This window comes from Streptomyces sp. NPDC005866 (assembly GCF_040629895.1).
In the GTDB taxonomy this organism is placed as follows: Bacteria; Actinomycetota; Actinomycetes; order Streptomycetales; family Streptomycetaceae; genus Streptomyces.
In genome coordinates this window covers 105,262-131,071 of the sequence record NZ_JBEXWP010000019.1, presented here as the reverse complement: position 1 = coordinate 131,071, position 25,810 = coordinate 105,262, and the positions used below count along the sequence as shown (strand labels likewise).

Genomic DNA, 25,810 nt, shown 5'->3' with positions numbered 1-25,810 from the left:
GCCGTCACACCGCTCGCGTCATATTTACTTATGACGGGTTGAGCAGTCCGGGCTGATAAACCTAGTGTTAGTACATGTGAAGACAGACAAGGACGCCGACCCCGGCGGTATACGCGATCTCAGCGACGCCACGCGGCTCGCGTCCGACCTCCGCCTCGCGGTGGGCCGCGTGACGCGGCGGCTGCGGCAGGCCCACGCGGTGGGGGACGTCTCGCTCTCGGAGGTGTCCGTGCTCGCCCGGCTCGCCGGCGACGGGCCCGACTCCCCCACGTCCCTCGCCGAGACGGAGCGGGTCCGGCCGCAGGCCATGGCGAGCACCCTCGCCCAGCTCGAACAGCGCGGTCTCGTCCGCCGTACGCCCGACGCCGCGGACGGGCGGCGGAGCATCGTGGCCATCACCGAGTACGGGCGGGCCATGCTCGCCGAGCGGCGCTCCGAATCGATCCAGCGGCTCGCGGCGGTCCTCGACGAGTGCTCCCCCGAGGAACGCGCGCGGCTCGCGGCGGCCCTGCCGCTGCTCGACCGGCTGGCGGAGCGGCTGTGAGCGCGCGTACCTGGCCGGGCTCCGCGCGCTCGGCCCGCCACAAGGACACTCCCGCCGGGCCCGGCTACAAGTGGGTCGCGCTCTCCAACACCACGCTCGGCGTGCTGATCGCCACGATGGACGCGTCGATCGTGATCATCTCGCTGCCGGCGATCTTCCGCGGGATCGGCCTCGACCCGCTCGCGCCGGGGAACATCGGCTATCTGCTCTGGATGATCCTCGGCTATCTGCTGGTGTCCGCCGTGCTGGTCGTCGTCCTCGGGCGGCTCGGCGACATGTTCGGGCGGGTGAAGATCTACAACCTCGGCTTCCTGATCTTCGCATGTGCGTCGGTCGCGCTCTCGCTCGATCCGTTCCGCGCGGGGGCCGGCGCCCTGTGGCTGATCATCTGGCGGATCGTGCAGGCCTTCGGCGGGTCCATGCTCACCGCCAACTCGGCCGCCATCCTCACCGACGCCTTCCCGGCTCGGCAGCGCGGCATGGCCCTGGGCATCAACCAGATCACCGCGCTGGCGGGGCAGTTCCTCGGTCTGCTCGCGGGCGGTCTGCTCGCCGCCGTCGACTGGCGTGCCGTGTTCTGGGTGAGCGTCCCGGTCAGCATCACGGGCACGATCTGGTCGTACCTGAGCCTGCGGGAGACCTCGACGGGCCGCCCCGGCCGGATCGACTGGCTGGGCAACATCACCTTCGCCGGAGGCGCCGGCATCCTGCTGGCCGGCATCACCTACGGCATCCAGCCCTACGGCGACAGCGCCACCGGCTGGGGCAACCCCTGGGTCCTGAGCGGCCTGATCGGCGGCGTCGCCCTGCTGCTGGCCTTCTGTGTCATCGAGAGGCGCGTCGCCGAGCCCATGTTCGACCTGGCCCTGTTCAAGGTGCGGGCGTTCGCCGCGGGCAACCTCGCCGCCCTGCTGACCGCGATCGCGCGCGGTGGGCTGCAGTTCATGCTCATCATCTGGCTGCAGGGCATCTGGCTGCCCCTGCACGGCTACGACTACGAGGACACTCCGCTGTGGGCGGGCATCTTCATGCTCCCGCTCACCCTCGGCTTCCTCATCGCCGGCCCCGTCTCCGGCTATCTGTCGGACCGGTACGGCGCCCGGTTCTTCTCCACCGCCGGCCTGGTCGTCGTCACGGGTTCGTTCCTCGGTCTGCTCGCGCTGCCCGTGAACTTCGACTACGGCCTGTTCGCGGCGCTGCTGCTGCTCAACGGGCTTGGCCAGGGCATGTTCTCGGCGCCGAACACGTCCTCGATCATGGGCAGCGTGCCGGCCGAGTACCGGGGCGTCGCCTCGGGCATGCGCTCGACCTTCCAGAACTCCGGTACGGCCCTGTCGATCGGGGTGTTCTTCTCGCTGATGGTCTCCGGTCTCGCCTCCTCACTTCCGGAGACGCTGAAGAGCGGGCTCCTGGCGCACGGCGTGCCGGCCTCCTCGGCCGCGCACGCCGCCTCACTGCCGCCGGTGAGCACTCTGTTCGCGACGTTCCTCGGCGACAACCCGATTCAGCATCTGCTCGCCTCCGAGGGGGTCCTCGACCATGTGTCCGCGGCCCAGCGTGCCGTCCTGACGGGCCACACCTTCTTCCCGCAGCTGGTCTCCGGGCCGTTCCACGACGGTCTGGCGATCGTGTTCGGTGTGGCGGCGGGCATGGCCCTGGTCTCCGCCGTGGCCTCCGCGCTGCGCGGCAGCCACCGTGCCGTTGGCGAACGTCCGGCCCCCGTCACGAAGGTCACTGTGCGTTCAAAGCGGTGAGGACCCGGTCCGGGGTCAGCGGCAGCGTGCGGAAGCGGATGCCGGTGGCGTGGTGGACGGCGTTGCCGATGGCGGCCGGGGTGCCGACGATGCCGATCTCGCCGACGCCCTTGCTGCCCATGGGGTTCAGGTGCGGGTCGTCCTCGTCGATCCAGTGCGCCTCGATGTCGGGGATGTCGGCGTGCACGGGGATGTGGTAGGCGGCCAGGTCGGCTTCCGCGAAGTCGCCGTACGCCGGGTCCACCGTGCTGCCCTCGGTCAGGGCCATGCCCAGGCCCATCGTCATGCCGCCGACGAACTGCGAGCGCGCGGTACGGGGGTTGAGGATGCGGCCCGCCGCGTAGACGCCGAGGAGCCGGCGCACCCGGACCTCGCCCGTGACGGTGTCCACGGCGACTTCGGCGAAGTGGGCGCCGAACGCGTGGCGCGCGTAGGGGCTCTCGGCGTCGGCGCGTCCGCTGGTGTCCGCGCGGACACCGATCCCGCGCTCTGGCAGCGGGCCGGTGTGGTCGGCGAGGCGGTTCAGCAGCCGGGCGCAGGCCTCGTGCACGGCCCAGCCCCAGGAGGCGGTACCGCAGGAGCCGCCCGCCACGGGCGCCTGGGGCAGGTCGCTGTCGCCGATCTCGGTGAGGACCCGGTCGAGGGGTACGCCGAGCGCGTCGGCCGCGATCTGGGCGAGCACGGTACGGGCGCCGGTGCCGATGTCGGAGGCGTTCACCCGGATCAGGAAGGTGCCGTCCGGGCGGGCGTGCGCGGTGGCCATGGAAGGGGAGGTGAGGACCGGGTAGGTGGCGGCGGCCATGCCGGTCCCGACCAGCAGCGGGCCCTCGGCGCGCCGCACCCCGCGGTTCCAGTCGAAGCGGCGGGCGCCCTCGCGCAGGCACTCGACGAGGTGCCTGCTGCTGAAGGGCAGGCCGCCCGCGGGTTCGCGGTCGGGTTCGTTGCGGATCCTCAGCTCGACGGGGTCCATGCCGAGTTCGTCCGCCAGTTCGTCCATCGCCGATTCCAGGGCGTACATGCCGGGTGCCTCTCCGGGTGCGCGCATCCAGGAGGGGCTGGGCACGTCCAGCGGGACAACACGGTGGGCGAGGGACAGGTTCGGCGTGGCGTACATGACCCCGGAGGTCGTCCCCGCCATCTCCACGTACGACCTGACCGGCGAGGTGTGGGTGGTCACCTCGTGCAGGAGGGCGGTGAGCCTGCCGTCCGAGGTCGCGGCCAGCCGCAGCCGGTTGACGGTGGGGGCCCGGTGGCCGACGACCGTGGGCAGGTGGCGGCGCGGATACACCACCGTGACCGGCTGCCCCGTGTGGCGGGCGGCCATGGCGGCGAGGACCACGTCCGGACGCGGGGTGCCCTTGGAGCCGAAGCCGCCGCCGACGTGCTCGGCGCGCACCGTGATCCGGTCGACGGGCAGGGCGAAGAGCCCGGCGAGCACGCTTCGGACGCCGGTCGTGCCCTGGCTGGAGGTGTGGACGTCGAGCCGGCCCTGGTCCCAGTGCGCGGTGCTGGCGTGGGGTTCCATCGGGTGGTTGTGCAGGGGCGGTACGCGATAGGTCACGTCCAGGCGGACGGCGGCCTGTGCGAAGGCGGACTCCGGGTCGCCGTGCCGGCGGCGGGCGGGCTGGCCGCCGTTGGCCTCCTCCGGCTCGTAGGCGGCGGGGTGGCTGGGGGTGAGGACCACGTCGTGGTCGGCGGTGTCGTAGGTGACGCGTACGGCGGCGGCTCCGGCGCGCGCCGCCTCCGGGGTCTCGGCGACGACCAGGGCGACACACCAGCCGCGGTGCGGTACTTCGGGGTTCTGCAGCAGGGCGAGGGTGGCGTCCTCCGGTTCGGCGAGGCGCGGGGCGTTCTCGTGGGTGAGGACGGTGAGGACGCCGGGGACGGCGAGGGCCGGACCGGTGTCGATGCCGGTGATCCGGCCGCGGGCCACGGAGGCGGGGACGGCGCGGGCGTGGACGCGACCGGGCAGGGGGTGCTCGGCGGCGTAGCGGGCGGTGCCGGTGACCTTCGCGAGCCCTTCCCGGCGCTCGGCCGGGGCGCCGAGGGCGGTGCGGGCCATGGAAACCTCCGGGGGTCAGAGCGGGGCGGGCGCCGGGGCGAGCCGGGCCAGTACGTCAAGGGCGAGGTTGCGGGCGAGAGGCACCTTGTAGGCGTTGTCCGGCAGGGGGCGGGCGGCGGCGAGTTCCAGGTCGACGGCGCTCGCGAAGACGGCCGGGGTGGCCGCCTCGCCCAGCAGGGCCGCCTCCGCGACCCGGGCCCGCCAGGGGCGGTGGGCCAGCGCGCCGAAGGCCAGGCCCACCTGGGTGACCACTCCGCCGGCGACCCGCAGGACGACGGCGACGGAGGCGAGGGCGAAGGCGTACGACGCCCGGTCGCGGGCCTTGCGGTAGGCCGAGGGCGCTCCGGCCGTGGCGGCGGGCAGCAGCACCCCGGTGATCAGCTCGCCGGGGCGGATCCCGGTGTCCCGTTCGGGGTGGTCCTCGGGCAGCCGGTGGAAGTCGGTCAGGTCCACGACGCGTGTGCCCTCGGGGCCGTACAGCTCGATACGCGCGTCCAGGGCGGCCAGGGCCACGGCCATGTCGGAGGGATGGGTGGCGACGCAGTGCGCGGAGTGGCCGAGGACCGCGTGGTCGCGGTGGACGCCGTTCAGGGCACCGCAGCCGCTGCCGGGTTCGCGTTTGTTGCAGGGCTTGCCGAGGTCCTGGAAGTAGCCGCAGCGGGTGCGCTGGAGGAGGTTGCCGCCGGTCGTGGCGGTGTTGCGCAGTTGACCGGAGGCGCCCGCGAGCAGCGACTGGGACAGCACCGGGTAGCGGTCGCGGACGAGGGGGTGGGCCGCGAGGTCGCTGTTGCGGACGGTGGCGCCGACGCGCAGTGCGCCGTCGGGCAGCTGTTCGACCCGGTCCAGCGGGAGGCGGCTGACGTCGATCAGCGCGGTGGGCCGTTCGACGCCGAGTTTCATGAGGTCGACGAGGTTGGTGCCGCCGGCCAGGTAGTGGGCGCCGGGGCGGGCGGTGAAGGCATCGACGGCCTCCTCGGGGGTGCGGGCACGCACGTAGTCGAAGGACTTCACGGGATCACGTCCTCGACCGCCTCGACGATGCGGGGATAGGCCCCGCACCGGCACAGGTTGCCGCTGAGCCGTTCGCGGATCTCGGGCCGGTCCAGCGGGACCGGCCGGCCGGAGGGTACGGCGGGGTCGGTGACGTGCGACGGGTGTCCGGCAGCCGCCTCGGCGAGCGCGCCCACCGCGGAGCAGATCTGGCCGGGGGTGCAGTAGCCGCACTGGAAGGCGTCACGGTCGAGGAAGGCCCGTTGCAGCGGATGGGGGCTCTCGCCGTCGCCGGACAGGCCCTCGATGGTGGTGATCTCGCTGCCGTCGAGGGCCACGGCGAGCAGCAGACAGCTGTTCACCCGGCGCCCGTCGGCCAGCACGGTGCAGGCACCGCACTGGCCGTGGTCGCAGCCCTTCTTGGCGCCGGTGAGGTCGAGATCCTCGCGGAGCACGTCCAGGAGGACGCGCCGGTGGTCGAGGAGCAGGGTGTGGGGTTTTCCGTTGACCCGGAGGGTGGTTTCGGAGCGCTGGATGTCACTGCCCATGTCGTGCCTGACTTCCGGACGGGCGTGCTGCCGTCCGCTCCGTGTATCCAGGTCACGCCGTCCCACACGTGCCGTCACTCAGGGCGGCCGTGGGTGACCGGGCGTGTCCGCCGGGTCACCCACGCTTCGGTCACCGGCTCTCTGTCACGGATACGAGGCGAGGTTCGCCACGTTGCTCGAGGAGTTCGACGGGCCTCCGGTGTTGTTGACGACGTGGGTGATGGTGCCGGTGCCGCCGAGGGAGACCGTCACCATGCTGGTGAAGCGCACGTTCGTGTTGTTCGGTGCCTCGATGGCGTGCGCCGCGACCACGCTCGGGTTGACGTTGAAGTAGCAGTAGCTGCCGAGGCCGTACGCCTGGTGGCTGGTGACCGAGTCGGCGACCTTGTAGGCCGCGTAGCCCTGCGTCGAGCCGTTCATCCAGGAGGACTGGTTCGGTGGGTCGTACGGCATCTCGTTCTGGTAGAAGTACGTCCGGCCGCCGTTGCCGTTCCAGACGGTCTGGTACCTCTGGAAGTGCTCGACGAACAGGCCGTACATCGTCACGTTGTCGCCGTTGACGACCAGGCCGGTGTCGGCGGTGTTGCTGGTCCAGCCGACTCCGCTGCCGTGGTCGGCGCGCCAGATCCACATGTGGTCGCCGATGACGTTGTCGCTGTTGACGACCAGGCTGGTGGTGGCCTTGCCGACGCCCGCGCCGCCGACGCGGAAGTACACGTCGTGCAGGGAGGTCGGGTCGGCCGCGTGCGAGGCCGAGGAGCCGCTGGGACCGACCTCCACCATGGTGCTGGAGTTGGTGGTGCCGGCGTCGAAGAGCAGGCCCGCGATGTTGACGCCGTCGACGTCGGCGACCTTCATGGCGGTGATGCCGTTGTCCGGGACGAAGGTGGCGAGGCCGAGGCCGAGGACGACGGTGTCGGCGCGGTTGATCTGCAGGGTCTGGTCGAGGTGGTAAACACCCGGGGTGACCAGGAGGTTCTTGCCCGCCGTCAGGGCCGCGTTGATCTGGGACGCGGTGGCGCCCGGCTTCACGATGTAGAAGCTGTCCAGCGAGAGCGAGCTGCCGGCGGCGGAACCGGAACTCCAGCTGGTGCCGGATGAGTTGGACCGGGTGGACGGTACGAACACCTGGTAGTTGCCGGAGCCGTCGACGTACAGGGACGGCTTCTCACGGGAGGTCGGGCTCTGCGCGACCGTGGTGTCCGGCGGGCTGGGGAAGGTGGTGGACGGCACGCCGGTGCTGCCGACGAAGACCATGTTCCAGTTGGAGCCGGTCCAGCTGCCGAGCTGCGAGTTGCGGGTCAGCCACTGCTGCTGGCTGCCGGAGTTGACCTGGCCGTTGATCTGGCTGTCGGCGAGCAGGCCGCCGCTGGACCAGCCGCCGTCGTCCAGGGCGAGGTTGCCGCGCAGATGCATCCGGCGGTAGGCCGCCGCCTGCGAGACCGCCCAGCGGTCGCTGCCGCCGGTCGGGTTGACGGAGAGGTTCTCGGCGCCGCGCCAGAAGTTCTGGGTGGCGTTGCCCTGGAACCAGTCGGCCTCGGCGTGCACCGCGCCGTTGACGGACACCGCGTCCGGGGTCAGTCCGAGGCCAAGGACCTGGGTGTAGAAGCCGACGTTGACGTCCGCGCTGTAGGCGCCGGGCTTGAACATCACGGCGTAGCGCTGGGAGCCGAACTGGTTGGTCTGCTGCTGCTGGAAGATCGAGTCCAGCTTGCTCTGGATGGTCGAGGCCGACATCGACGGGTCGAAGATCACCACGTTGGAGCCCAGGTCCGGGTTGCTCGTCTGAGCCACGGGCACGACCTGGAAACGCTGGGCGGCGGTGCCGTTGCAGGTGTACTGCACGAACTGCACGCTGTCGGCGGTGGAAGCACCGGGGTCGTCCAGGCACTTGCCGCTGTTGCGGTTGACGAAGTGGTAGGCGCCGCCGCCGTCGTCCACCGGCAGCCACTGCTGGTTGTTGCCGCCGGCGTAGGTCCACAGCTGCACGGCCGCGCTGTCGGCCGTGGAGACGCCGGCGACGTCCAGGACCTCGTTGGTGTTGTTGGCGTTGTTGATCCGGACGTAGCCGCCGCTGGTGGTGGTGAAACTCCACTGCTGGGCCGTGGAGTTGTTGCAGGCGTACTGCTGGACGACGGTGCCGTCGGCGGTGGCGGCCGCCTTGGCGTCCACGCACTTGCCGCTCGCCGCGCTGAGCAGGGTGACGTTGCCGGTGGGCAGCGTGGCGGCGGACGCGGGCGCGGCGGCGCCGGTCGCGGTCAGCAGGGAGCCGGCGACAACGGCCACCGCTGCGGCGGCCGTTGCTCTGCGGCGCCGGGGAAGGCTGGGCACGAGTTCTCCTGTCGGGGGATTCAGCCGGTGTATCCGGCGAAGACGCGCGTGTAGTCCCAGTTCGACTGGCTCACGCCCGAGCAGCTGTCGGCGGAGCCGCCGGTGCAGGGCCGGTCGCGGTTGGCGGACCAGAAGGTGAGCCGGGCCAGGTGGTGCTGCTGGGCGTAGGCGAGGATGGTCCGGAAGTCGGCCACCGTCACGGTCTCGCTGTTGTCGGTGATGCCGTTCATGGACGAGATGCCCATGTCCCGGTACGCCTGGTCGTCGCTGTAGCCGTACGCGTTCTTCAGCGCGTTCTTGAGCCCCTCGGCGGCCTGGGTGGTGAGGTTGCCCATGTTCTGCCCGGCGCCGCCGAAGTCGAACGGCATGATGGCCCAGGCGTCGACGGTCAGCCCGGAGGACGCGGCCCGGTTGATCAGGCTGGTGTCGGGGCCGCTCTGGCCGGTGCCGATGGTGATGTACACCTTCAGACCGGGGTTGTTGGCCTTCACGGTCTTCAGCGCGTCCACGGTCCGCTGCTGCACGGTCCCGTTGCTGTAGGCGTCGGCCTCCAGGTCGATGTCGATGGCCTTGAGTCCGCCGTAGGCGTTGATGACCTTCTGGTACGCCGCCGCCAGTTCCCCCGCGCTGGAGCAGGAGCTCTCCAGCTTGTTGCCGCTGTAACCGCCGAAGGACGGGATGATGTCACCGCCGTTGGCGCGCACGGTGTTGACCGTCTGCTGGTCGACACCGCCGGTCAGCGCCCGGCTGCCGTCCCACTGCGGATTGCAGTAACCGTTGCTGAGGACGAACGCGAGCGTGTAGTACTTCACGCCGGTCGCGTTGGTGATCGTGGTCGGGCTCGGCGGGTCGCCCCAGCCGTTGTACAGGTACGGCGCGACGGCCATCGGCGAGGACGGGGTGGTGCCGCCGTCGGCCGCCGGGGCGGTCCACTTCTGGTTGGCGCCGCCCGTGCAGGTCCAGATCTGGGCGCGGGTGCCGTTGGCCGAGGAGTTGCCGGTGACGTCCAGGCACTTGTTCGCCTGCGGGTTGACGATGTCGTGGGCGGAGGAGACCGTCCACTTCTGGTTGGCGCCGCCGGTACAGGTCCACAGCTGGGCCGTGGCGCCGTCGGCGGTCGAATTGCCGGTCACGTCGAGGCACTTGCCGAGGGCGCGGATGGTGCCGTCGCTGCCGACGGTCCACTGCTGGGCGGCGGTGCCGTTGCAGTCGTAGATCTGGACGGCCGTGCCGTCGGCGGAGCTCGCGCCGGCGACATCGAGGCACTTGCCGGCGAGGCCGGTGATGGTGCCGGTGGCGGCCTGCGCGGGGGAGGCGGTGAGCAGGCCTGCGGAGAGCGACAGGGCGGCTAGGGCGACAGCCGTGGGCAGAGGTCTGGCCATTGCGGGGGGGTGGCCTTTCACGCGGGGGATGCCGCACGATTTGTGCCCAACACCCGTGTTGTCACCAGATGTTGAGCACATCGTGAGGCTTTGTTTAAGGCGTGAAGCTAAAGGTCCGGACCAGTGCCGTCAAGTGGGGGAGCGCTCCCTTTCCGGAATCACAGGAAACGTGACACCGATGTGAACGCCGCCGTCAGGGCGTCGGCGCCGCCGCGAACTGGGTGCGGTGCAGCTCGGCGTACCGCCCGTCCGCCAGCAGGAGTTCCTCGTGGGTGCCGCGCTCCACGATCTGCCCGGCCTCGACCACCAGGATCTGGTCGGCGGCCCGGATCGTGGACAGCCGGTGCGCGATGACCACGGCCGTACGCCCCTCAAGCGCCTCGGCGAGAGCCTCCTGGACGGCCGCCTCCGAGGTGTTGTCCAGGTGGGCGGTGGCCTCGTCGAGGATGACCACGCGCTGGCGGGCCAGCAGCAGCCGGGCGATGGTCATGCGCTGGCGCTCGCCGCCGGAGAGCCGGTAGCCGCGCTCGCCGACCACGGTGTCCAGGCCGTCGGGCAGGGACCGTACGACCTCGTCGAGGCGGGCGCGGCCGAGGGCGTGCCACAACTCCTCGTCGGTGGCGGCCGGCCGGGCGAGCAGCAGGTTGGCCCGGACGGTGTCGTGGAAGAGGTGGCCGTCCTGGGTGACCATGCCGAGGGTGGCGCGCAGGGAGCCGGCGGTCAGGTCGCGGACGTCCACGCCACCGATGCGCACCGCTCCCCCGTCGACGTCGTACAGGCGCGGCAGCAGCTGGGCGATGGTGGACTTGCCGGCGCCGGAGGATCCGACGAGGGCGACGGTCTGGCCGGGTTCGGCGCGGAAGGAGATGCCGTGCAGGACCTCGGCGCCACCGCGGCTGTCCAGGGTCGCGACCTCTTCGAGTGACGCGAGGGAGACCTGGTCGGCGGCCGGGTAGGCGAAGCGGACGTCGTCGAACTCCACGGCGACCGGGCCCTCGGGCATCTCGCGGGCGTCAGGTTTCTCCTCGATCAGGGGCTTCAGGTCGAGGACTTCGAAGACCCGCTCGAAGCTGACCAGCGCGCTCATCACCTCGACGCGGGCCCCGGCGAGCGCGGTGAGCGGGGCGTAGAGCCGGGTGAGCAGCAGGGCGAGGGAGACGACGGCGCCCGGCTCCAGGGTGCCGCGCAGCGCGAACCAGCCGCCGAGACCGTAGACGAGGGCGAGCGCCAGGGAGGAGACCAGGGTGAGCGCGGTCATGAACACCGACTGGGCGGTGGCGGTGCGCACGCCGATGTCCCGGACCCGGGCGGCGCGGGCGGTGAACTCCGCCGACTCCTCCTCGGGACGGCCGAAGAGCTTGATCAGGGTGGCGCCCGGCGCGGAGAAACGCTCGGTCATGCGGGTGCCCATGGCCGCGTTGAGCGCGGCGGCCTCGCGCTGCATGCGGGCCATCCGGCCGCCCATCCGGCGGGCGGGCACCACGAACAGCGGCAGCAGCACCAGCGAGAGCAGCGTGATCTGCCAGGACAGGGTGAGCATGACCGCGAGCGTGAGCACCAGCGTGACCAGGTTGCTGACCACGCCGGAGAGGGTGTTGGCGAAGGCGCGCTGGGCACCGATCACATCGTTGTTGAGACGACTGACCAGCGCTCCCGTACGAGTGCGTGTGAAGAACGCGACGGGCATGCGCTGCACATGATCGAACACAGCCGTTCGCAGATCGAGGATGAGTCCCTCCCCGAGCGTCGCCGAGAGCCGCCGCCCGAGCACCCCGAGCGCCGCCTCAGCGACCGCGACCAGCGCGATCAGCAGGGACAGCCGTACGATCGTGCCGGTGTCGTGTCCCGACACGATCGCGTCGACGACATGGCCGGCGAGCACGGGGGTCGCGACGGCGAGCAGGGCGGTCACCACGCCGAGCAGGACGAAACGGACTATGCCGCCACGGTGCGGGCGGGCGAAAACGGCGATGCGGCGCAGCGTGGCCCGATCGAACGGGCGCCGCTCCTGCTGGGCGGTCATCACGCTGTGCAGCTGCATCCAGGCGGTGGTCTCCATACTCATGGGAGAGAACGTACGACCTCAAGCTTCGTTGAGGTCAATGCCCCCTCGCCGTCCCCCCGTACGAAGGACCCGATGAGCCGCCCGAAGGCCACGCCCAGCTCCGCGCCAGCCCAGCTGAGCCTCCCCCCTCACCCGCTTCCCGTCCGTCATCCGGCGTCTGCTCTTCCGCCACCCGCCGTTGGGTCGGCGCGGAAAGCCTCTCCCGGTGTGACAGCGGAAAAAAACCCGGGCTTCCGTGAGGGCCGTCTCCTCCGGCTCGTCCGTCGTACCCCTTGGCGGCCCATCCTCACCCTGATTCCGCTCCTGCTCGTCGCGGTCATCGCGGTGCAGCACTGGTCGGTCCTCGTCGAGGGCTTCGGCCACCTCCGCGACGCCTCCTGGCCCTGGTTGCTGGCGGCGGGCGCCGCCACCTGTCTGACCTGGGTGGCCGCGGCCTTCACCCGGCAGGGGGCCGTGGTCCAGCAGTTGCCCCGCTGGCGGCTCCTGGCGACGCAGCTGGCGGCCGGCTCGGCCAACCATCTGCTGCCGACGGGTCTGGGCTCGGGGGCGGTCAATCTGCGGTTCATGACCGTGTGCGGGGTGCCGCTCGCCACCTCGTCGGCCGCGCTCGCCCTGTATCTGCTCGCCGAGTCGGTGGCCCGGGTGGGCCTGATGGCCGTGTTCTTCGTCGCCTTCCCGGACGCGCTGCATCTCGACAGCCTGCTCCCCAGCGGGGCGGTCGGTCCGGTTCTGGCCATCGCCGGCGTGCTGGCGGTCCTGGCGGTGGCCGGGCTGTTTCTCGTACGACGGGTGCGCGAGCCCGTGTTCCGCTTCGTGCGCGCCGCCCTGAGCGAGGCCCGCTCGGTGCACACGCGGCCGTCCCGGGCGCTGGCGCTGTGGGGCGGCTCGCTCGCCTTCCCTGCGCTCCAGGCGGCCGGTCTGGTGGCGGTGGGACGGGCGCTGGGCCTGCCGGTGCCGGCCACCCACATGGCGCTGGCGTACCTGGCGGCCACGGTCGCCGTCGCACTGATCCCCACGCCGGGCGGCCTGGGCTCCGTGGAGGCGGCGCTGATCGTGGCGCTGGTGGCCGCCGGGGGTCAGGTGGCGGTCGCCACGGCCGTCGTCCTCGCGTACCGGATCATCACCGTGTGGGTGCCGTTGCTGCCGGGAGCGCTGACACTGGGAGCGCTGGTGCGACTGAAGGTCATCTGACGCCGGATGGCCTTCCGACGGAAGGAAACGCATGCCGGTCCGCCTGGAACGCAAGGGTCATGTCACCACGGTCGTCCTTTCCCGGCCCGAGGTGCGCAACGCGGTGGACGGGCCTACCGCGGCCGGACTGGTCGCGGCCTTCCAGGAGTTCGAGGCGGACGACGCGGCCCGGGTGGCGGTGCTGTGGGGTGAGGGCGGCACCTTCTGCGCGGGCGCGGACCTGAAGGCGATGGGCGGCGAGCGGGGCAACCGGGTGGCGGAGGACGGCGACGGTCCGATGGGCCCGACCCGGCTGCGGCTGTCCAAGCCGGTGATCGCCGCGATCGCCGGGCACGCCGTGGCAGGGGGCCTGGAACTGGCTCTGTGGTGTGACCTGCGGGTCGCCGAGGAGGACGCGGTGTTCGGCGTCTTCTGCCGCCGCTGGGGCGTGCCCCTGATCGACGGCGGCACAGTACGGCTGCCCCGGCTGATCGGCACCAGCCGGGCCATGGACCTGATCCTGACCGGCCGTCCGGTCCCGGCCCCCGAGGCCTACGGAATGGGCCTGGCCAACCGCCTGGTCCCGCCGGGCCGCTCCCGCGAGGCGGCGGAGGAACTGGCCGCGTCCATCGCCGGTTTCCCGCAGGCGTGCCTGCGCAGCGACCGGGCGTCGGTACTGGACCAGGAGGGGCTGGCCGAACCGGCGGCGATGCTCGGTGAAGTCCGCCACGGCATGGGCGTGCTGGCCGAAGGACTGGACGGAGCGGCGCGCTTCGCGGCGGGGGCGGGCCGGCACGGGTCGTTCACGGGCGGCTGACCAGCCACTCCAGCACCGCACTGCCGGCCTGGACACCCTCCCGGGTCGCCGTCCGGGCGTCCTGGCCCGGGTGCGCCAGACCGCCGACGGCGAAGACACCCGGACGGCCGGTGTACGGCCCGTGGGTGACGGTGATCCGGGCCCGGCGGGCGAGTTCGTCCTCGGCGACGAAGTCCCCGGTGAAGACGACCGTGTCGCAGGACAGGACGCCCGTACGCCCGTCGCGGCGCCGGATGCGGACACCGGACAGCCGTCCGCGGCCGAGGAGCTCGGTGACCGTCGTGCCGGTGAGCAGCGGGACGCGGGAGCGGAGACGGGCGTCCAGGGCACGGACGGAAGCGGCGCGCGGCCCGTCGGTGAGCATCGCGACGACCTCGGCGCCCGCTGCCCGTACCGTCCCGGTGGCCGCGTACGACACCTCCTCGGCCCCCACCACCACCGCCCGCCCGCCGATCGACTGCCGGTAGCTGTGCACCGCCTGCCGCAGTTCTCCTCCGGTGTAGACCCCGGCGGGCCGGGTGCCCGGGATCAGACGTGCCGTGCGGGGGCGTTCCCGGGCACCGGTGGCGAGGACCACGGCCCGCGCGGTGACCGTCTCCGGGCCCCGCTCGCCCACGGTGGCCAGGGAGAGCGGTCCGGCCCAGTCCAGGGCGGTGACTCCGGTGCGGACCACCGCTCCCGCGCGCGTGGCCGCCTCGACGAGCAGGCGGGCGTACGCGGGTCCGGTCGACGGCCTTGTCCAGGTGCCGAATCCGCCGTGGGCGCAGTGCCGTGCCACTCCCCCGGCCTGCAGATCCCGCTCCAGCACCACCACCCGGCCCACTCCGGCGACCGCGAGCCGGGCGGCGGCCGCCAGACCGGCGGGACCGGCACCGATGACCAGGACATCGACCTGGCGTTCGACGGTCATCGGGTGCGCCCGGCCCTCTCGAACAGGTCGCGTACGGCGGCCCCGCAGTGGAAGCCCTGGCAGCGGCCCGACCCGGCCCGGGTGCGGCGGCGCAGGCCCGCGAGGCTGCGTGGCGGGATCGTGCCGGCGAGGGCGCCACGGATCTCGCCGAGGGTCACACGCTCGCAGTGGCAGACGATGACGTCACCGCCCTGCTGGTAGGGGCGGGAGAAGGCCTCGCCGAGGTTCGGCACCCGGACCGGCTCCAGGTCGACGGGGTCCTTCAGGTCAAGGCCGGAGTCCCGCAGCAGAGCGGTGACCTGGGCGGCGATGGCGAGCGAGGCGGTGAGGCCCGTGGAGCGGATCCCGCCGACGGTGACACAGGCCTGGTCGGGGCGGGCGGAGATACGGTAGTCGTCGTGCTCGGTGGCCGCGCGCAGACCGGCGTAGACGGCGGTGACCTCCTCGTTGACGAGCGCGGGCAGGATCCGGCGGCCCTTCTCGCGCAGTGCCGCCAGCCCCTCGGCGGTCGACTGGGTGGCGGTCCTGTCGTCCAGGTTCTCGGCGGTGGGCCCCAGCAGGACGTTGCCGTAGACCGTGGGGGCGACCAGGACGCCCTTGCCGAGGGCGGTGGGGACCGGCAGCAGGATGTGCCGGACCAGGTCGCGGGCGAACTTGTCGTAGACGATCAGCTGGCCCCGGCGCGGGGTGACGGTGAAGGCGCGGTGGCCGAGGAGACGGTCGAGGGTGTCGGCGTGCAGGCCGGCCGCGTTGACGAGGTGGCGGGTGTGCAGGGGGCCGCGTGAGGTGGTCAGGGTGTGGACGCCGTCGCGTCGGCTCACCCGCTCCACGCGGGAGTTGAGGTGGAGGTCGACTCCGTTGCGCACGGCCTGGGTGGCGTAGGCGAGGGTCGTGCTCCAGGGGCAGATGATGCTCTCGCCGGGTATGTGCAGGGCGCCGAGCGCGCCGGGGCCGAGGTGGGGTTCGCGGGCGTACAGCTCAGCGGCGCTCAGTGGGCGGGTGTCGTGGTGGTCGTTGCGTACGGCCTTCTGTGCGAGGCCCGGCAGGGCGGACAGCTGGTCCTCGTCCCAGGCCACCAGCAGCGCGCCGACCGGCTCGACCGGGATGCCGGACTCGGCGGCGTACGCGGCGAGGAGCCGGGAGCCCTCGCGGACCAGGCGGGCCTCCAGGGTGCCGGGGTGGGCGTCGAAACCGGTGTGCAGGATGGCGGTGTTGGCCTTCGAGGTGCCCTGACCGACATCGTCCTGGGCCTCCGCCAGGGCGACCTTCAGGTGCGGGTGACGGGCCAGTTCGCGGGCGATCGCGCTGCCGGCGACTCCGGCGCCGACGACCGTCACGTCGTACGGGACAAAGGGCAGCGGACCTTCGGCGGTGACCGTCACCCTGACCCTCCCGCTCCGGCGCCGGGTTCCGCTCCGGCGCCGGGTTCCGCTCCGGCGCCGGGTTCCGATCCGACTCCCGTCGCGTCTCCCGCTTCCGCTCCCGCCAGCAACCCGGCCACGGCCGCGCGGAAGGCGCCCAGGCGATCGGCGGCCTCCCCCGCCGGGATGCGCGGCTCGTAGACGGCAGACGGTCTGCCCTCCGGCAGGAAGTCGGTGGGGTCGGTGCCGAGGTAGGCCAGGGCGCCCACCCCGAGGGCGGTGGCGTCGGGCAGCGTGGACACCTCGACCGGGCGTTGCAGCAGGTCGGCCTGGGTCTGCATGAGCAGCGCCGAGCGGGTGAGTCCGCCGTCGACGCGCAGCGCGGTCAGCGGGGCGCCGAGATCGGCCTCGGCGGCTTCGGCGAGCACCACCACCTGGGCGGCGAGGCCCTCGCACAGGGCCCGCACCAGATGCCCTGGGCCGGTGTCGAGGCCGAGCCCGGTGAGCGAGCCGCGCAGGTCGCCGCGCCACCAGGGAGCGGCGAGCCCGGCCAGCGCGGGAACGAAGGTGACCCCGCCGGTGTCGAGGACGGTACCGCCGACCCGGTCGAGGTCGGCGGCGCCGGAGATCACGCCGAGGTCGGTGAGCCAGCGTACGGCGGAGGCGGCCGTGTACACCTGTCCCTCCAGGCAGTAACCCGTCTCTCCGGCAAGGCGCCAGGCGACACAGCTGACCAGGCCGGAGGTGCTGTGCCTGGGGGTGTCGCCGGTGTGGGCGAGCAGGAACGCCCCGGTGCCGTAGGTGCACTTGGCGCCTCCCGGCCCGGTGATCCGCTGGGCGAGAAGGGCGGCCTGCTGGTCCACGGCGAGTCCGGTGAGCGGGATCTCACGCCCGAACTCCTGTGTCGTACCGACGAGTTGACAGTTGTCGACGATCTTGGGGAGGTGTTCGGCGGACAGCCCGTAGAGGTCGAGGGCACGAGGTGACCACCGCACCCGTTCCAGATCGAGGAGTTGGGTGCGGCCGGCGGTGGCGGCGTCGGTGACATAGGCGCCGGTGAGCCGGTGGACCAGCCAGGCGTCGGTGGTGGTGACGACCCCTTCGGCGGTGAGGTGGCGGCGGATCCAGGCCATCTTGGGCGCGGCGAAGTAGGGGTCGAGGGGCAGTCCGGTGAGTGCCCGTAACTCGTCGGTGTGTTCGGCGAGTTCGGCGCAGACGGTCTCGGCCCGGCGGTCCTGCCAGACGATCGCGGTGGTCAGCGGGCGCCCGGTGCCGTGATCCCAGGCCAGGACGGTCTCGCCCTGGTTGGCCAGGCCCAGCGCCGTGACCGGTTCGCCGGCCTCGGCGAGCGCTCGGCGGCCGGCCACGAGCACCGAGTCGTACAGCTCCTCGGGGTCCACCTCCACCAGGCCGCCGGGCAGGTGCCGGGGCCGTATGGCGACGAAGCCGGTGCCGATGACGCCCCGTTCGGGGCAGATCACCAGGGCCTTGGTGCCGGACGTGCCCTGGTCGACGGCGAGCACCGGACCTGTCATCGAGCCTCCCTGGCGATCACTGCGCGACAGCCTGCCGCTGTGCGGCAGGCCTCGTCAACCAAGCACGGCGCGGTGGGATTTCAAGCCTGATTCAGCACAGTCCCGGCGGACGGGCACGCGGTGGGAACCTCTGTGCGGTTACGGCTGTGCGGATACGGCAGGATGAGCGGTTGCACAACCGAATGGGAGGTAACCGGTGAACCGAGCGCTCACCGTCGATGACCTGGTCCTGGCCGGAATCGCCCTGGCGGCGGGCCTGTTGCTGGCCTTTCTGTCACGGGGCATGCTGCGCTGGCTGGCCAAGCACGCGAAGCGGACCCGTTGGAGCGGTGACGACGTCGTCGTGGACGCGCTGCGCACGGTGGTCCCGTGGGCGGCGCTCGCGGGCGGCGGGGCGGCCGCCGCAGCGGTGCTGCCGCTGACCAGGACCGTCCAGCACCACACCAACCAGTGTCTCCAGGTGCTGCTCATCTTCGCGGTGACGGTCTCGGCGGCACGGGTGATCGCCGGCCTGGTGCAGTCGGTCACCCAGTCCCGTTCCGGGGTCGCCGGTTCGGCCACGATCTTCGTGAACATCACCCGGGTGCTGGTCCTGGCGATCGGCTTCCTGGTGGTGCTCCAGACGCTGGGCATCTCCATAGCGCCCCTGCTCACCGCCCTGGGAGTCGGCGGTCTGGCGGTCGCGCTCGCGCTCCAGGACACCCTGGCCAACCTCTTCGCGGGCATCCACATCCTCGCCTCCAAGACCGTCCAGCCGGGCGACTACATCCAGCTGAGCAGCGGCGAGGAGGGCTATGTCGTGGACATCAACTGGCGCCAGACGACCGTCCGTCAGCTCTCCAACAACCTGGTGGTCATCCCCAACGGCCAGCTGGCGAAGACGAACATGACCAACTACACCCGTCCCGAGCAGCAGCTGACGATCCTGGTGCAGGTGGGCGTGAGCTACGACCTGGACCACGTGGAGCGGGTCACCCACGAGGTCATCGCCGAGACCATGACCGAGATCACCGGCGCGGTCCCCGAGCACGAGCCCGCCATCCGCTTCCACACCTTCGGCGACTCGCGGATCGGCTTCACGGTGATCCTGGGCGTCGGCGAGTTCAGCGACCAGTTCCGGATCAAACACGAGTTCGTCAAGCGCCTGCACCGCCGCTACCGCGAGGAGGGCATCCGCATCCCGGCCCCGACCCGCACGGTGGCACTCCAGCAGGGGGCCGTGGTGATTCCGCAGCAGCGCGTCACGGACGACATGCCCTCGGGCCTGCCGCACACCGACTAGCCCCCCGCCGTCGCGTCAGAGCGTGGCGGAGTTGTCGTGGTGGTGGCCGCAGCGCAGGCTGTGGGGGGTCGCCGGGGCGGGCGTCATCGGGGTGACCGTCCAGTCGGGATGGCCGCGCATACGCGGGGTCGTCGTGCCGTGGAGCCAGTCGCGCAGGACCGAGGGCCGGGTGGACGGGGTCGCCGAGGGTCTCCGGGCCCGGGACGGGCATCTTGCCCCCCGGCCCCCGCGTCGCCGCTTCTCTCCCCCGCGGAGAAGGGGCGCGCGAGGGCCGGGGTGCCCTTGGCCAGTGCGGTCGCCGTGCCGAGCAGGGCGGCCGCGGGGCCGTCAGTCCGGTGCGATATCTCGTAGTCCGCCTGGTGCGGTATCTCATGGTCCGCTTTCGCGCGGGCGGCCGGTCCGGCCGCCGGTCGATGGCGGCTCGCTTGTCATGACCACCGCTATGACCGATCCGGTTGCCAATCGAGTGACCATCGGATCTTCCAAGTCGCGGACCCCTGTCGAGACCGGGTCGCTCACGAGATATCTTGATGTCGAGCAATGTTGCAGACGTGGAGCGGAGCACCCGGTGACTGACTCGACCATCATCTACACCTACACAGACGAGGCCCCGGCCCTGGCGACGCACTCGTTCCTGCCGGTGATCCAGGCGTATGCCTCACAGGCCGGTGTCGCCGTGGACATCCGCGACATCTCGCTGGCCGGGCGTATCATCGCCCACTTCCCGGAGTACCTGAACGAGGACCAGCGCATCCCGGACGCGCTGGCCGAGCTGGGCGACCTCGCCAAGACGCCCGAGGCCAACATCGTCAAGCTGCCGAACATCTCGGCCTCGATCCCGCAGCTGAAGGCCGCTGTCGCCGAGCTCCAGGGCAAGGGCTACGCGCTGCCGGACTACCCGGACGAGCCGAAGACCGACGAGGAGCGCGAGATCCGCGCCCGCTACGACAAGATCAAGGGCTCCGCCGTGAACCCGGTCCTGCGTGAGGGCAACTCGGACCGCCGTGCCCCCGCCTCGGTGAAGAACTACGCGAAGACCCACCCGCACCGCATGGGTGCCTGGAGCTCCGACTCCAAGACCAATGTGACGACGATGGGCGAGAACGACTTCCGCTCCACCGAGAAGTCCGTGGTGATCTCCGAGGCCGGCTCCCTGAAGATCGAGCTGGTCGCCGAGGACGGCACCACCACCGTGCTCAAGGACTCCGTACCGGTCCTGGAGGGCGAGGTCGTCGACGCCTCCGTGCTGCACGTCGCGCAGCTCAACGACTTCCTGGCCGCGCAGATCGCCCGCGCCAAGGACGAGGGCGTCCTCTTCTCCGTCCACCTGAAGGCCACGATGATGAAGGTCTCCGACCCGATCATCTTCGGTCACGTGGTGCGCGTCTTCTTCCCGAAGACGTTCGCGAAGTACGGCCAGACCCTCAAGGCGGCCGGCCTCAGCCCGAACGACGGTCTGGGCGGCATCCTCAAGGGCCTGGAGAACCTGCCCGAGGGCGCCGAGATCAAGGCCTCCTTCGACGCCGAGATCGCCGAGGGCCCGGTCCTGGCGATGGTCGACTCCGACAAGGGCATCACCAACCTGCACGTGCCGTCGGACGTCATCATCGACGCCTCGATGCCAGCCATGATCCGCACCTCCGGCCACATGTGGGGCCCGGACGGCCAGGAGGCCGACACCCTCGCGGTCATCCCGGACTCCTCCTACGCCGGTGTCTACCAGGCCGTGATCGAGGACTGCCGGGCCAACGGCGCCTACGACCCGTCCACCATGGGCTCGGTCCCGAACGTGGGCCTGATGGCGCAGAAGGCCGAGGAGTACGGCTCCCACGACAAGACCTTCGAGATCGCCACCGCCGGCACGGTCCGCCTGGTCGACGCCGCCGGCAACGTCGTGATCGAGCAGCCGGTCGCCGCCGGTGACATCTTCCGCGCCTGCCAGACCAAGGACGCGCCGATCAAGGACTGGGTGAAGCTGGCCGTCACCCGCGCCCGCGCCACCGGCGACCCGGCCGTCTTCTGGCTGGACGAGGGCCGTGCGCACGACGCGCAGCTGATCGCCAAGGTCAAGCAGTACCTGCCGGAGCACGACACCGAGGGCCTGGACATCAGGATCCTGGCGCCGGTCGAGGCCACGAAGCTGTCCGTCGAGCGCATCCGCCGTGGCGAGAACACCATCTCCGTCACCGGCAACGTGCTGCGTGACTACCTGACCGACCTCTTCCCGATCCTGGAGCTGGGCACCAGCGCCAAGATGCTGTCGGTCGTCCCGCTGATGGCGGGCGGCGGCCTGTTCGAGACGGGCGCCGGCGGCTCCGCGCCGAAGCACGTCCAGCAGCTGGTCAAGGAGAACTACCTGCGCTGGGACTCCCTCGGTGAGTTCTTCGCGCTCGTCCCCTCCTTCGAGCAGTACGCCACGGCCACCGGCAACACGCGCGCCAAGGTGCTGGCCGACACCCTCGACCGGGCCACGGCGACCTTCCTCGACGAGGACAAGTCCCCGACCCGTCGCGTCGGCGGCATCGACAACCGCGGCAGCCACTTCTACCTGTCCCTGTACTGGGCGCAGGAGCTGGCCGGGCAGACCGACGACGCCGAGCTCGCCAAGGCGTTCGCGCCGCTCGCCGAGACGCTGACCGCCAACGAGCAGAAGATCGTCGACGAGCTGCTCGCCGTCCAGGGCTCCCCGGCCGACATCGGCGGCTACTACCAGCCCGAGAAGGCCAAGGCGGACGCGGTCATGCGCCCGTCGGCCACCTGGAACGCTGCGCTCGCGTCCCTCTGAGCCGACGCTCCGTCCCTGAGGACCCCTGAGGGTCCCTGAGGGCCCCGGTCGAAGTCTCCGCCCCGGCAGGCACCACGCCCGCCGGGGCGGAGCCATGTCCGTCCGTCTGGCATCCAGGAGCCGGACGGGACGGCAACGCGGCGGGCGCCGGTGCGCGACGCCTGGAGGCGGCCCCAGTGGCGCCGGGTCGAGGGCTCACCACTCCCGGGTCGCGATCAGCTCCTCGACGTCCGCGTCCTCGAAGCCGTAGGCCCGCGCGACGACCAAGAATTCGCCGCCTATCTCCTCGCGGGCCACGGTCTCGATCTCGCTGCCGGCCGCCTCGAACTCCGCTTCCAGGGCGTTGAACTCCTCGGTCGCCGCGTGGGTCAGGGTGTACAGCGCGGGCAGGTCGGCGGGACGGTCCGCCTCGATGCGCTCGCAGAGCCGGACGAGGATCGCCCTGCCCCGGTCCACGACGTGGTCGGGGAAGTACCCGTCCCTGTACAGCACGGCCAGGAACGCGTGGCCGGTGATCCGGGGATTGCTGATCGGCATGCGGCTGCCCCACCCTCGTCCGTCGTCGATGTGACACCTTGATCCTGCACCCTGCCACTGACAACACCCCGGGAGCCGCCCGTGTCCCAGCCGTCGTACGAACTCCTGCCCGGCGCCGCCGAGTCGCCCGTGATCCTGCATGTGCCGCACTCCGCCCGGGCGGTTCCGGCCGGTGTGCGCGCGGGCATCGTGCTCGACGATGCCGCGCTGGAGCGGGAGTTGGACCACATCACGGACGCGCACACGGCGGAGATCGCGGCGGCCGCGGCGGGGCTGGCCGAGGTGACCCCCTGGCGGTTCGTCAACCGGCTGTCGCGGCTGGTGGTGGATCCGGAACGGTTCCCGGACGAGCGCGAGGAGATGCTCGCCGTCGGGATGGGGGCCGTGTACACACGGACCACGCATCGGCATGTGCTGCGGGACGGGTCGTTCGATCCCGAGCCGTTGGTCGAACGGTACTTCCGGCCGTACGCCCGGGCGATGACGGAGGCCGTCGCCGGGCGGCTGGCCGCGACCGGGCGGGCCGTGGTGATCGACGTGCACTCCTATCCGAGCCGGGCGCTGCCCTATGAGCTGCACGGGGCGGGGCCGCGGCCGCCGGTGTGCCTGGGCACGGACGGCTTCCACACGCCGGCCGAGCTGGCGAAGGCGGCGCGCGAGGCCTTCGCGGGGTGCGGGGAGACGGGGCTGGACAGCCCGTTCGGCGGGGCCTATGTGCCGCTGGAGTTCTACGGGACGGACGAGCGGGTCGGCGCGCTGATGGTGGAGATCCGGCGGGACCTCTACATGACCGAGCCCGGCGGTCCGGCGGGAGCGGGAGCGGACCGGCTCGCCGCCGCCCTCGCCGCGCTGGTGGACTCCGTCGGCCGCTGACCCTCCGGCCGGAGCATTCCCGCAGGACACGGGGTGATGGCCGTACGACCGTGGAGGCATGACCACGGAGATATCCGCGCCCTCGACCACGGGGCCGACCCCACCCACGACGGTGGAGCCGACGCCGCCCACGACGACGGAGCCGGCCCCGACCGTCCGTGAGGCGGCGCCGCCCGTACGGGACTGGCCCGCGCGCTCGATATGGAGACGGGCTCAGGCCCTGAGCCACTCCGTGACGATCACGTCCCCGCCGGTGCGCAGCCGGAGCGCGAACGGGCCGGCGGGCGGGGCCTCACTGGCGAAGCGGCCCATGCCGTCGGCCGTGAGCGTGCGCGCCGCCGCCGGACCGCCGAGCACCTCGATACGCGCCGACTGCGGGGGCAGCACCTGGCCGAGCAGCCCGTCGCCGGTGACCTCGACGTCCACGGAGACCTCACCCGCCCGGAAGGTCAGCATCCGGGGCGGGTCCTCAGCTCCCCTGACGGGGATGGCGTCAACCAGGGAGTCGAAGGTCAGCTCGGCAACCCGGGCGTCCAGGTCGTGCAGCACATAGGCGTCCATGGCCAGTTGGAGCAGCCCGGCCGGGAGCGGGTCGAGGACGGCGGCCGCCTGGCGCAGCTCCTCCTCCAGGAGGTCGGCGTCGAAGTCGATGCCGTCGAGGCCCTCCTCGGCCGGGAACTCGTCGTCGCTCATACCGCTCCCCTCGCGTCGAGCCGGGCCCGCAGCCGGCGCAGACAGCGCTGGCGCAGCGGGCCGATGCTGCCCACCGCGATGCCCAGTGCCACGGACACCTCGACATAGCTGGGCGGCGGCGAGGCCATCAGGACACGCAGCAACTGCCTGCACCGGGCGCCGAGTTCCTCGAACTCCTGCCACAGCAGACGGATCCGCTCCGCCTCGTCCGCCTGGTCCTCCGCGTCGATCAGGGACTGTTCGGGCGTACGGTCCTCGCTGACCCGGTCGAGGACCTGTGGATCGTCGGTCGGCAGCAGCCGGGTCAGTCCGCGGATCACTTTCAGGCACTCGTTGCGTGCCGTACTGGCCAGCCAGGAGCCCGCCTTGTCGGGCTCCCGGATGCGGCCCAGGTGCTGGGCGAACCGGAACCACACGGTCTGGTACACCTCGTGCCCGTCGGCGTCGGAGAGCCGGTGCGCGCGCACCACGGACCACACCAGTGGGCTCAGCCCTTCCACGAGCGCCTTCCAGGCCGCCGCGTCGCCGTCGACGGCGGACTGGACCAGCGCGCCGACCTCTGCTCGGTCCACGGTGCCACCCCTCGTGTACGGCAAGTCATCGTACGCCGTGGAGGGGAGTGTTCCGGACCTCAGGCCGCGGGTGCCGGCCGTACGACCGGGACCGGCTGCCAGGTCGCCGGGCGGAGCGCCGGTACATGGGCGCCGCGCACCTCGGCGTAGTCCGTGATGCTCTCCAGGAGCTGGGCGCGCGCGGCACGCGGGTCGGGCTCCTTGTGCGCGGTCATCCGGTCGGCGACGAGGCCGGCGGCGATGGGGGTGGCGAACGACGTTCCGCTCCACTGTGCGAACCCTTCGAACATCACTTGGTCCGGTGTGCCGGGGCCGGTCGTCCCGGTGTCGGTCAACACGCCGGTGTGGCGCGGGTACTGGCAGGTGCAGGCGTAGGTGAAGCCGAACCGGCAGCCCTCGTAGGTGGTGTGCTGGTACACGTACGGCACGGGCGCGTCGAAGCCGGCCAGGGAGCTGGTGAGTTGCTCGCCGGGTGCGTAGACCTTGACCCAGCCGCCGTGGTTGGTGAAGCAGGCGCCGTACTCGCCGTCGCTGCGCAGCGCGCCGACCGAGAGAACCGTGTTCTCGTAGCCGGGCAGGTCGGCGTAGGCGGCGGGCCAGAACGGGGTGGCGCTGCCGTTGTTGCCGGCGGCGGCGACGAGCAGGGTGCCGGACTGGTCGCGCAGGGCCTGCATGAAGCTCTCCGCGCCGAGCAGTCCGTCGGCGCTGCCGTTCGGGGTGCCGGCGGAGAGGCTGATGACATCCGGCCAGCCGTGCCGGTCGACCGCCTCGAATAGCTTGGCACCGAACTCGGACTCCAGGATGGCGCCCGCGTCGTTCAGGGTGTTGGTGACGGTGATGTCGGTGTTGGGCGCGAGGGCGGCGACGAGGCCGGCGATGAACGTACCGTGGCCGACGTACTGCTGGAGCATTCCGTCGGCGTCCGTCTCCGCCAGTTGCGGGTCGCCCTGGACGCGGTCGAGGAGCGGGTAGGAGCGGTAGTCGTGCACCAGACCGGTGTCGATCACCAGCACGCCGACGGCCGTGTCGGGGTCGTAACTCCCCGCGACCGACTGCGGGTTGGGTGTCTGGGTGAGCAGCGCGGGCAGCGGCTCGGAGGGGTTGCAGGCGTTGACCGTGGTGGACACGACGTGGTTGCGGCTGACCATCCGGCGGCCGGTGCGGCCCTCCGCCTCCCGCAGGGCGCGCAGCGCGTGGCCGACGGCGCGGTCCCCGGTGCGGTCGCCGTGGTTCGGGTCACCGACCTGGATGCGGGTGATCCCGGTGCGGTTGGTCTCCGCACCCGCCCGGCGCACATGGTCGGCGACCAGGTCGGTGGTCGCGGTGAAGTGGGCGCGCACGGTGTCCTCGACGACCCGAGCCTCCTCGCCGTCGCGGGCGAGGACGACCCCCTTCTCGTAGAAGAACTCGGCTGCGTCGTCCGGCCCCATCGCCAGTGGAACGTCCGGCATGGAGCGCTGGATCTGATCGAACTGCTCATGGAATCGCTGAGGTGCCATGGCCTGTCCTCCCCCGGAAACGGCGTTCTTCAGTCAGAGTCTCGCGCCCGCCGTCTGATACAGCGCCAAACCAGTGGGGCATGTATGCCCAGGCCACTAC

Annotated in this window: 19 protein-coding genes and 1 pseudogene; 7 read left to right on the top strand and 13 right to left on the bottom strand. The window is 71.7% G+C overall.

Going from position 1 to position 25,810, the window contains the following annotated elements; all coding sequences use genetic code 11:
* Nucleotides 1-76: 76 nt before the first annotated feature.
* The gene (locus ABZ396_RS26515; protein ID WP_358922237.1) at nucleotides 77-544 is read left to right on the top strand and encodes a MarR family transcriptional regulator; all 468 of its coding nucleotides are present in this window, start codon (nucleotides 77-79) and stop codon (nucleotides 542-544) included.
* Nucleotides 541-2,298: an MFS transporter gene (locus tag ABZ396_RS26510; RefSeq protein WP_358922239.1), complete on the top strand. Its 1,758-nt coding sequence runs from the start codon at nucleotides 541-543 to the stop codon at nucleotides 2,296-2,298. Before ABZ396_RS26515 ends, ABZ396_RS26510 begins: the two co-directional genes overlap by 4 nt.
* Here the strand turns inward: ABZ396_RS26510 and ABZ396_RS26505 are convergent.
* From ABZ396_RS26505 to ABZ396_RS26480, 6 genes are all read right to left on the bottom strand, one after another.
* The gene (locus ABZ396_RS26505) at nucleotides 2,276-4,360 is read right to left on the bottom strand and encodes a xanthine dehydrogenase family protein molybdopterin-binding subunit (RefSeq protein ID WP_358922241.1); all 2,085 of its coding nucleotides are present in this window, start codon (nucleotides 4,358-4,360) and stop codon (nucleotides 2,276-2,278) included. The genes ABZ396_RS26510 and ABZ396_RS26505 overlap by 23 nt on opposite strands.
* Nucleotides 4,361-4,375: 15 nt before the next feature.
* Complete coding sequence (locus tag ABZ396_RS26500) at nucleotides 4,376-5,371, bottom strand: xanthine dehydrogenase family protein subunit M (RefSeq protein WP_358922243.1); 996 nt, start codon at nucleotides 5,369-5,371, stop codon at nucleotides 4,376-4,378.
* The gene (locus tag ABZ396_RS26495) at nucleotides 5,368-5,898 is read right to left on the bottom strand and encodes a 2Fe-2S iron-sulfur cluster-binding protein (protein WP_358922245.1); all 531 of its coding nucleotides are present in this window, start codon (nucleotides 5,896-5,898) and stop codon (nucleotides 5,368-5,370) included. The genes ABZ396_RS26500 and ABZ396_RS26495 overlap by 4 nt, the downstream gene beginning before the upstream one ends.
* Nucleotides 5,899-6,042: 144 nt before the next feature.
* Complete coding sequence (locus ABZ396_RS26490; RefSeq protein WP_358922247.1) at nucleotides 6,043-8,229, bottom strand: RICIN domain-containing protein; 2,187 nt, start codon at nucleotides 8,227-8,229, stop codon at nucleotides 6,043-6,045.
* A 20-nt stretch (nucleotides 8,230-8,249) separates the two neighbouring features.
* The gene (locus tag ABZ396_RS26485; protein ID WP_358922249.1) at nucleotides 8,250-9,611 is read right to left on the bottom strand and encodes a lectin; all 1,362 of its coding nucleotides are present in this window, start codon (nucleotides 9,609-9,611) and stop codon (nucleotides 8,250-8,252) included.
* Nucleotides 9,612-9,804: 193 nt separating this feature from the next.
* Nucleotides 9,805-11,670, bottom strand: a complete 1,866-nt coding sequence (locus ABZ396_RS26480) for an ABC transporter ATP-binding protein (protein WP_358922270.1) — start codon at nucleotides 11,668-11,670, stop codon at nucleotides 9,805-9,807.
* Nucleotides 11,671-11,883: 213 nt separating this feature from the next.
* Between ABZ396_RS26480 and ABZ396_RS26475 the strand changes: the two genes are divergently transcribed.
* Together ABZ396_RS26475 and ABZ396_RS26470 are read left to right on the top strand one after the other, a co-directional pair.
* Nucleotides 11,884-12,867, top strand: a complete 984-nt coding sequence (locus tag ABZ396_RS26475; protein ID WP_358922250.1) for a lysylphosphatidylglycerol synthase transmembrane domain-containing protein — start codon at nucleotides 11,884-11,886, stop codon at nucleotides 12,865-12,867.
* A 31-nt stretch (nucleotides 12,868-12,898) separates the two neighbouring features.
* Nucleotides 12,899-13,663, top strand: a complete 765-nt coding sequence (locus tag ABZ396_RS26470) for a crotonase/enoyl-CoA hydratase family protein (protein ID WP_358922252.1) — start codon at nucleotides 12,899-12,901, stop codon at nucleotides 13,661-13,663.
* A 1-nt stretch (nucleotide 13,664) separates the two neighbouring features.
* Here ABZ396_RS26470 and ABZ396_RS26465 read toward each other — a convergent pair.
* From ABZ396_RS26465 to ABZ396_RS26455, 3 genes and pseudogenes are all read right to left on the bottom strand, one after another.
* Nucleotides 13,665-14,573 (bottom strand): annotated as a pseudogene (locus ABZ396_RS26465) (FAD-dependent oxidoreductase); the annotation flags it as partial.
* Entirely contained in the window at nucleotides 14,570-15,955 is a 1,386-nt protein-coding gene (locus ABZ396_RS26460) for an NAD(P)/FAD-dependent oxidoreductase (protein ID WP_358922253.1), read from the bottom strand. The pseudogene ABZ396_RS26465 and the gene ABZ396_RS26460, both read right to left, overlap by 4 nt.
* The gene (locus tag ABZ396_RS26455) at nucleotides 15,952-17,469 is read right to left on the bottom strand and encodes an FGGY family carbohydrate kinase (protein WP_358922255.1); all 1,518 of its coding nucleotides are present in this window, start codon (nucleotides 17,467-17,469) and stop codon (nucleotides 15,952-15,954) included. The genes ABZ396_RS26460 and ABZ396_RS26455 overlap by 4 nt, the downstream gene beginning before the upstream one ends.
* A gap of 196 nt (nucleotides 17,470-17,665) precedes the next feature.
* Here ABZ396_RS26455 and ABZ396_RS26450 point away from each other — a divergent pair, with 196 nt between their 5' ends.
* Together ABZ396_RS26450 and ABZ396_RS26445 are read left to right on the top strand one after the other, a co-directional pair.
* The gene (locus tag ABZ396_RS26450; RefSeq protein WP_358922257.1) at nucleotides 17,666-18,751 is read left to right on the top strand and encodes a mechanosensitive ion channel family protein; all 1,086 of its coding nucleotides are present in this window, start codon (nucleotides 17,666-17,668) and stop codon (nucleotides 18,749-18,751) included.
* A 568-nt stretch (nucleotides 18,752-19,319) separates the two neighbouring features.
* Complete coding sequence (locus ABZ396_RS26445) at nucleotides 19,320-21,536, top strand: NADP-dependent isocitrate dehydrogenase (protein WP_358922259.1); 2,217 nt, start codon at nucleotides 19,320-19,322, stop codon at nucleotides 21,534-21,536.
* Between the two features lie 195 nt (nucleotides 21,537-21,731).
* On the opposite strand, the gene ABZ396_RS26440 is transcribed toward ABZ396_RS26445, so the two are convergent.
* Entirely contained in the window at nucleotides 21,732-22,073 is a 342-nt protein-coding gene (locus ABZ396_RS26440) for a DUF5713 family protein (protein WP_358922261.1), read from the bottom strand.
* Between the two features lie 81 nt (nucleotides 22,074-22,154).
* Here ABZ396_RS26440 and ABZ396_RS26435 point away from each other — a divergent pair, with 81 nt between their 5' ends.
* Nucleotides 22,155-22,946, top strand: coding sequence for an N-formylglutamate amidohydrolase (locus ABZ396_RS26435; protein ID WP_358922263.1), 792 nt, complete (start codon nucleotides 22,155-22,157; stop codon nucleotides 22,944-22,946).
* Nucleotides 22,947-23,159: 213 nt separating this feature from the next.
* Here the strand turns inward: ABZ396_RS26435 and ABZ396_RS26430 are convergent, their stop codons facing one another.
* The 3 genes from ABZ396_RS26430 to ABZ396_RS26420 are packed head-to-tail and all read right to left on the bottom strand — an operon-like array spanning nucleotide 23,160 to nucleotide 25,710.
* The gene (locus ABZ396_RS26430; RefSeq protein WP_358922264.1) at nucleotides 23,160-23,639 is read right to left on the bottom strand and encodes a hypothetical protein; all 480 of its coding nucleotides are present in this window, start codon (nucleotides 23,637-23,639) and stop codon (nucleotides 23,160-23,162) included.
* Nucleotides 23,636-24,274: a sigma-70 family RNA polymerase sigma factor gene (locus ABZ396_RS26425; protein WP_358922272.1), complete on the bottom strand. Its 639-nt coding sequence runs from the start codon at nucleotides 24,272-24,274 to the stop codon at nucleotides 23,636-23,638. Before ABZ396_RS26425 ends, ABZ396_RS26430 begins: the two co-directional genes overlap by 4 nt.
* Nucleotides 24,271-25,710, bottom strand: a complete 1,440-nt coding sequence (locus tag ABZ396_RS26420) for a S8/S53 family peptidase (protein WP_358922266.1) — start codon at nucleotides 25,708-25,710, stop codon at nucleotides 24,271-24,273. The genes ABZ396_RS26425 and ABZ396_RS26420 overlap by 4 nt, the downstream gene beginning before the upstream one ends.
* Nucleotides 25,711-25,810 lie beyond the last annotated feature (100 nt).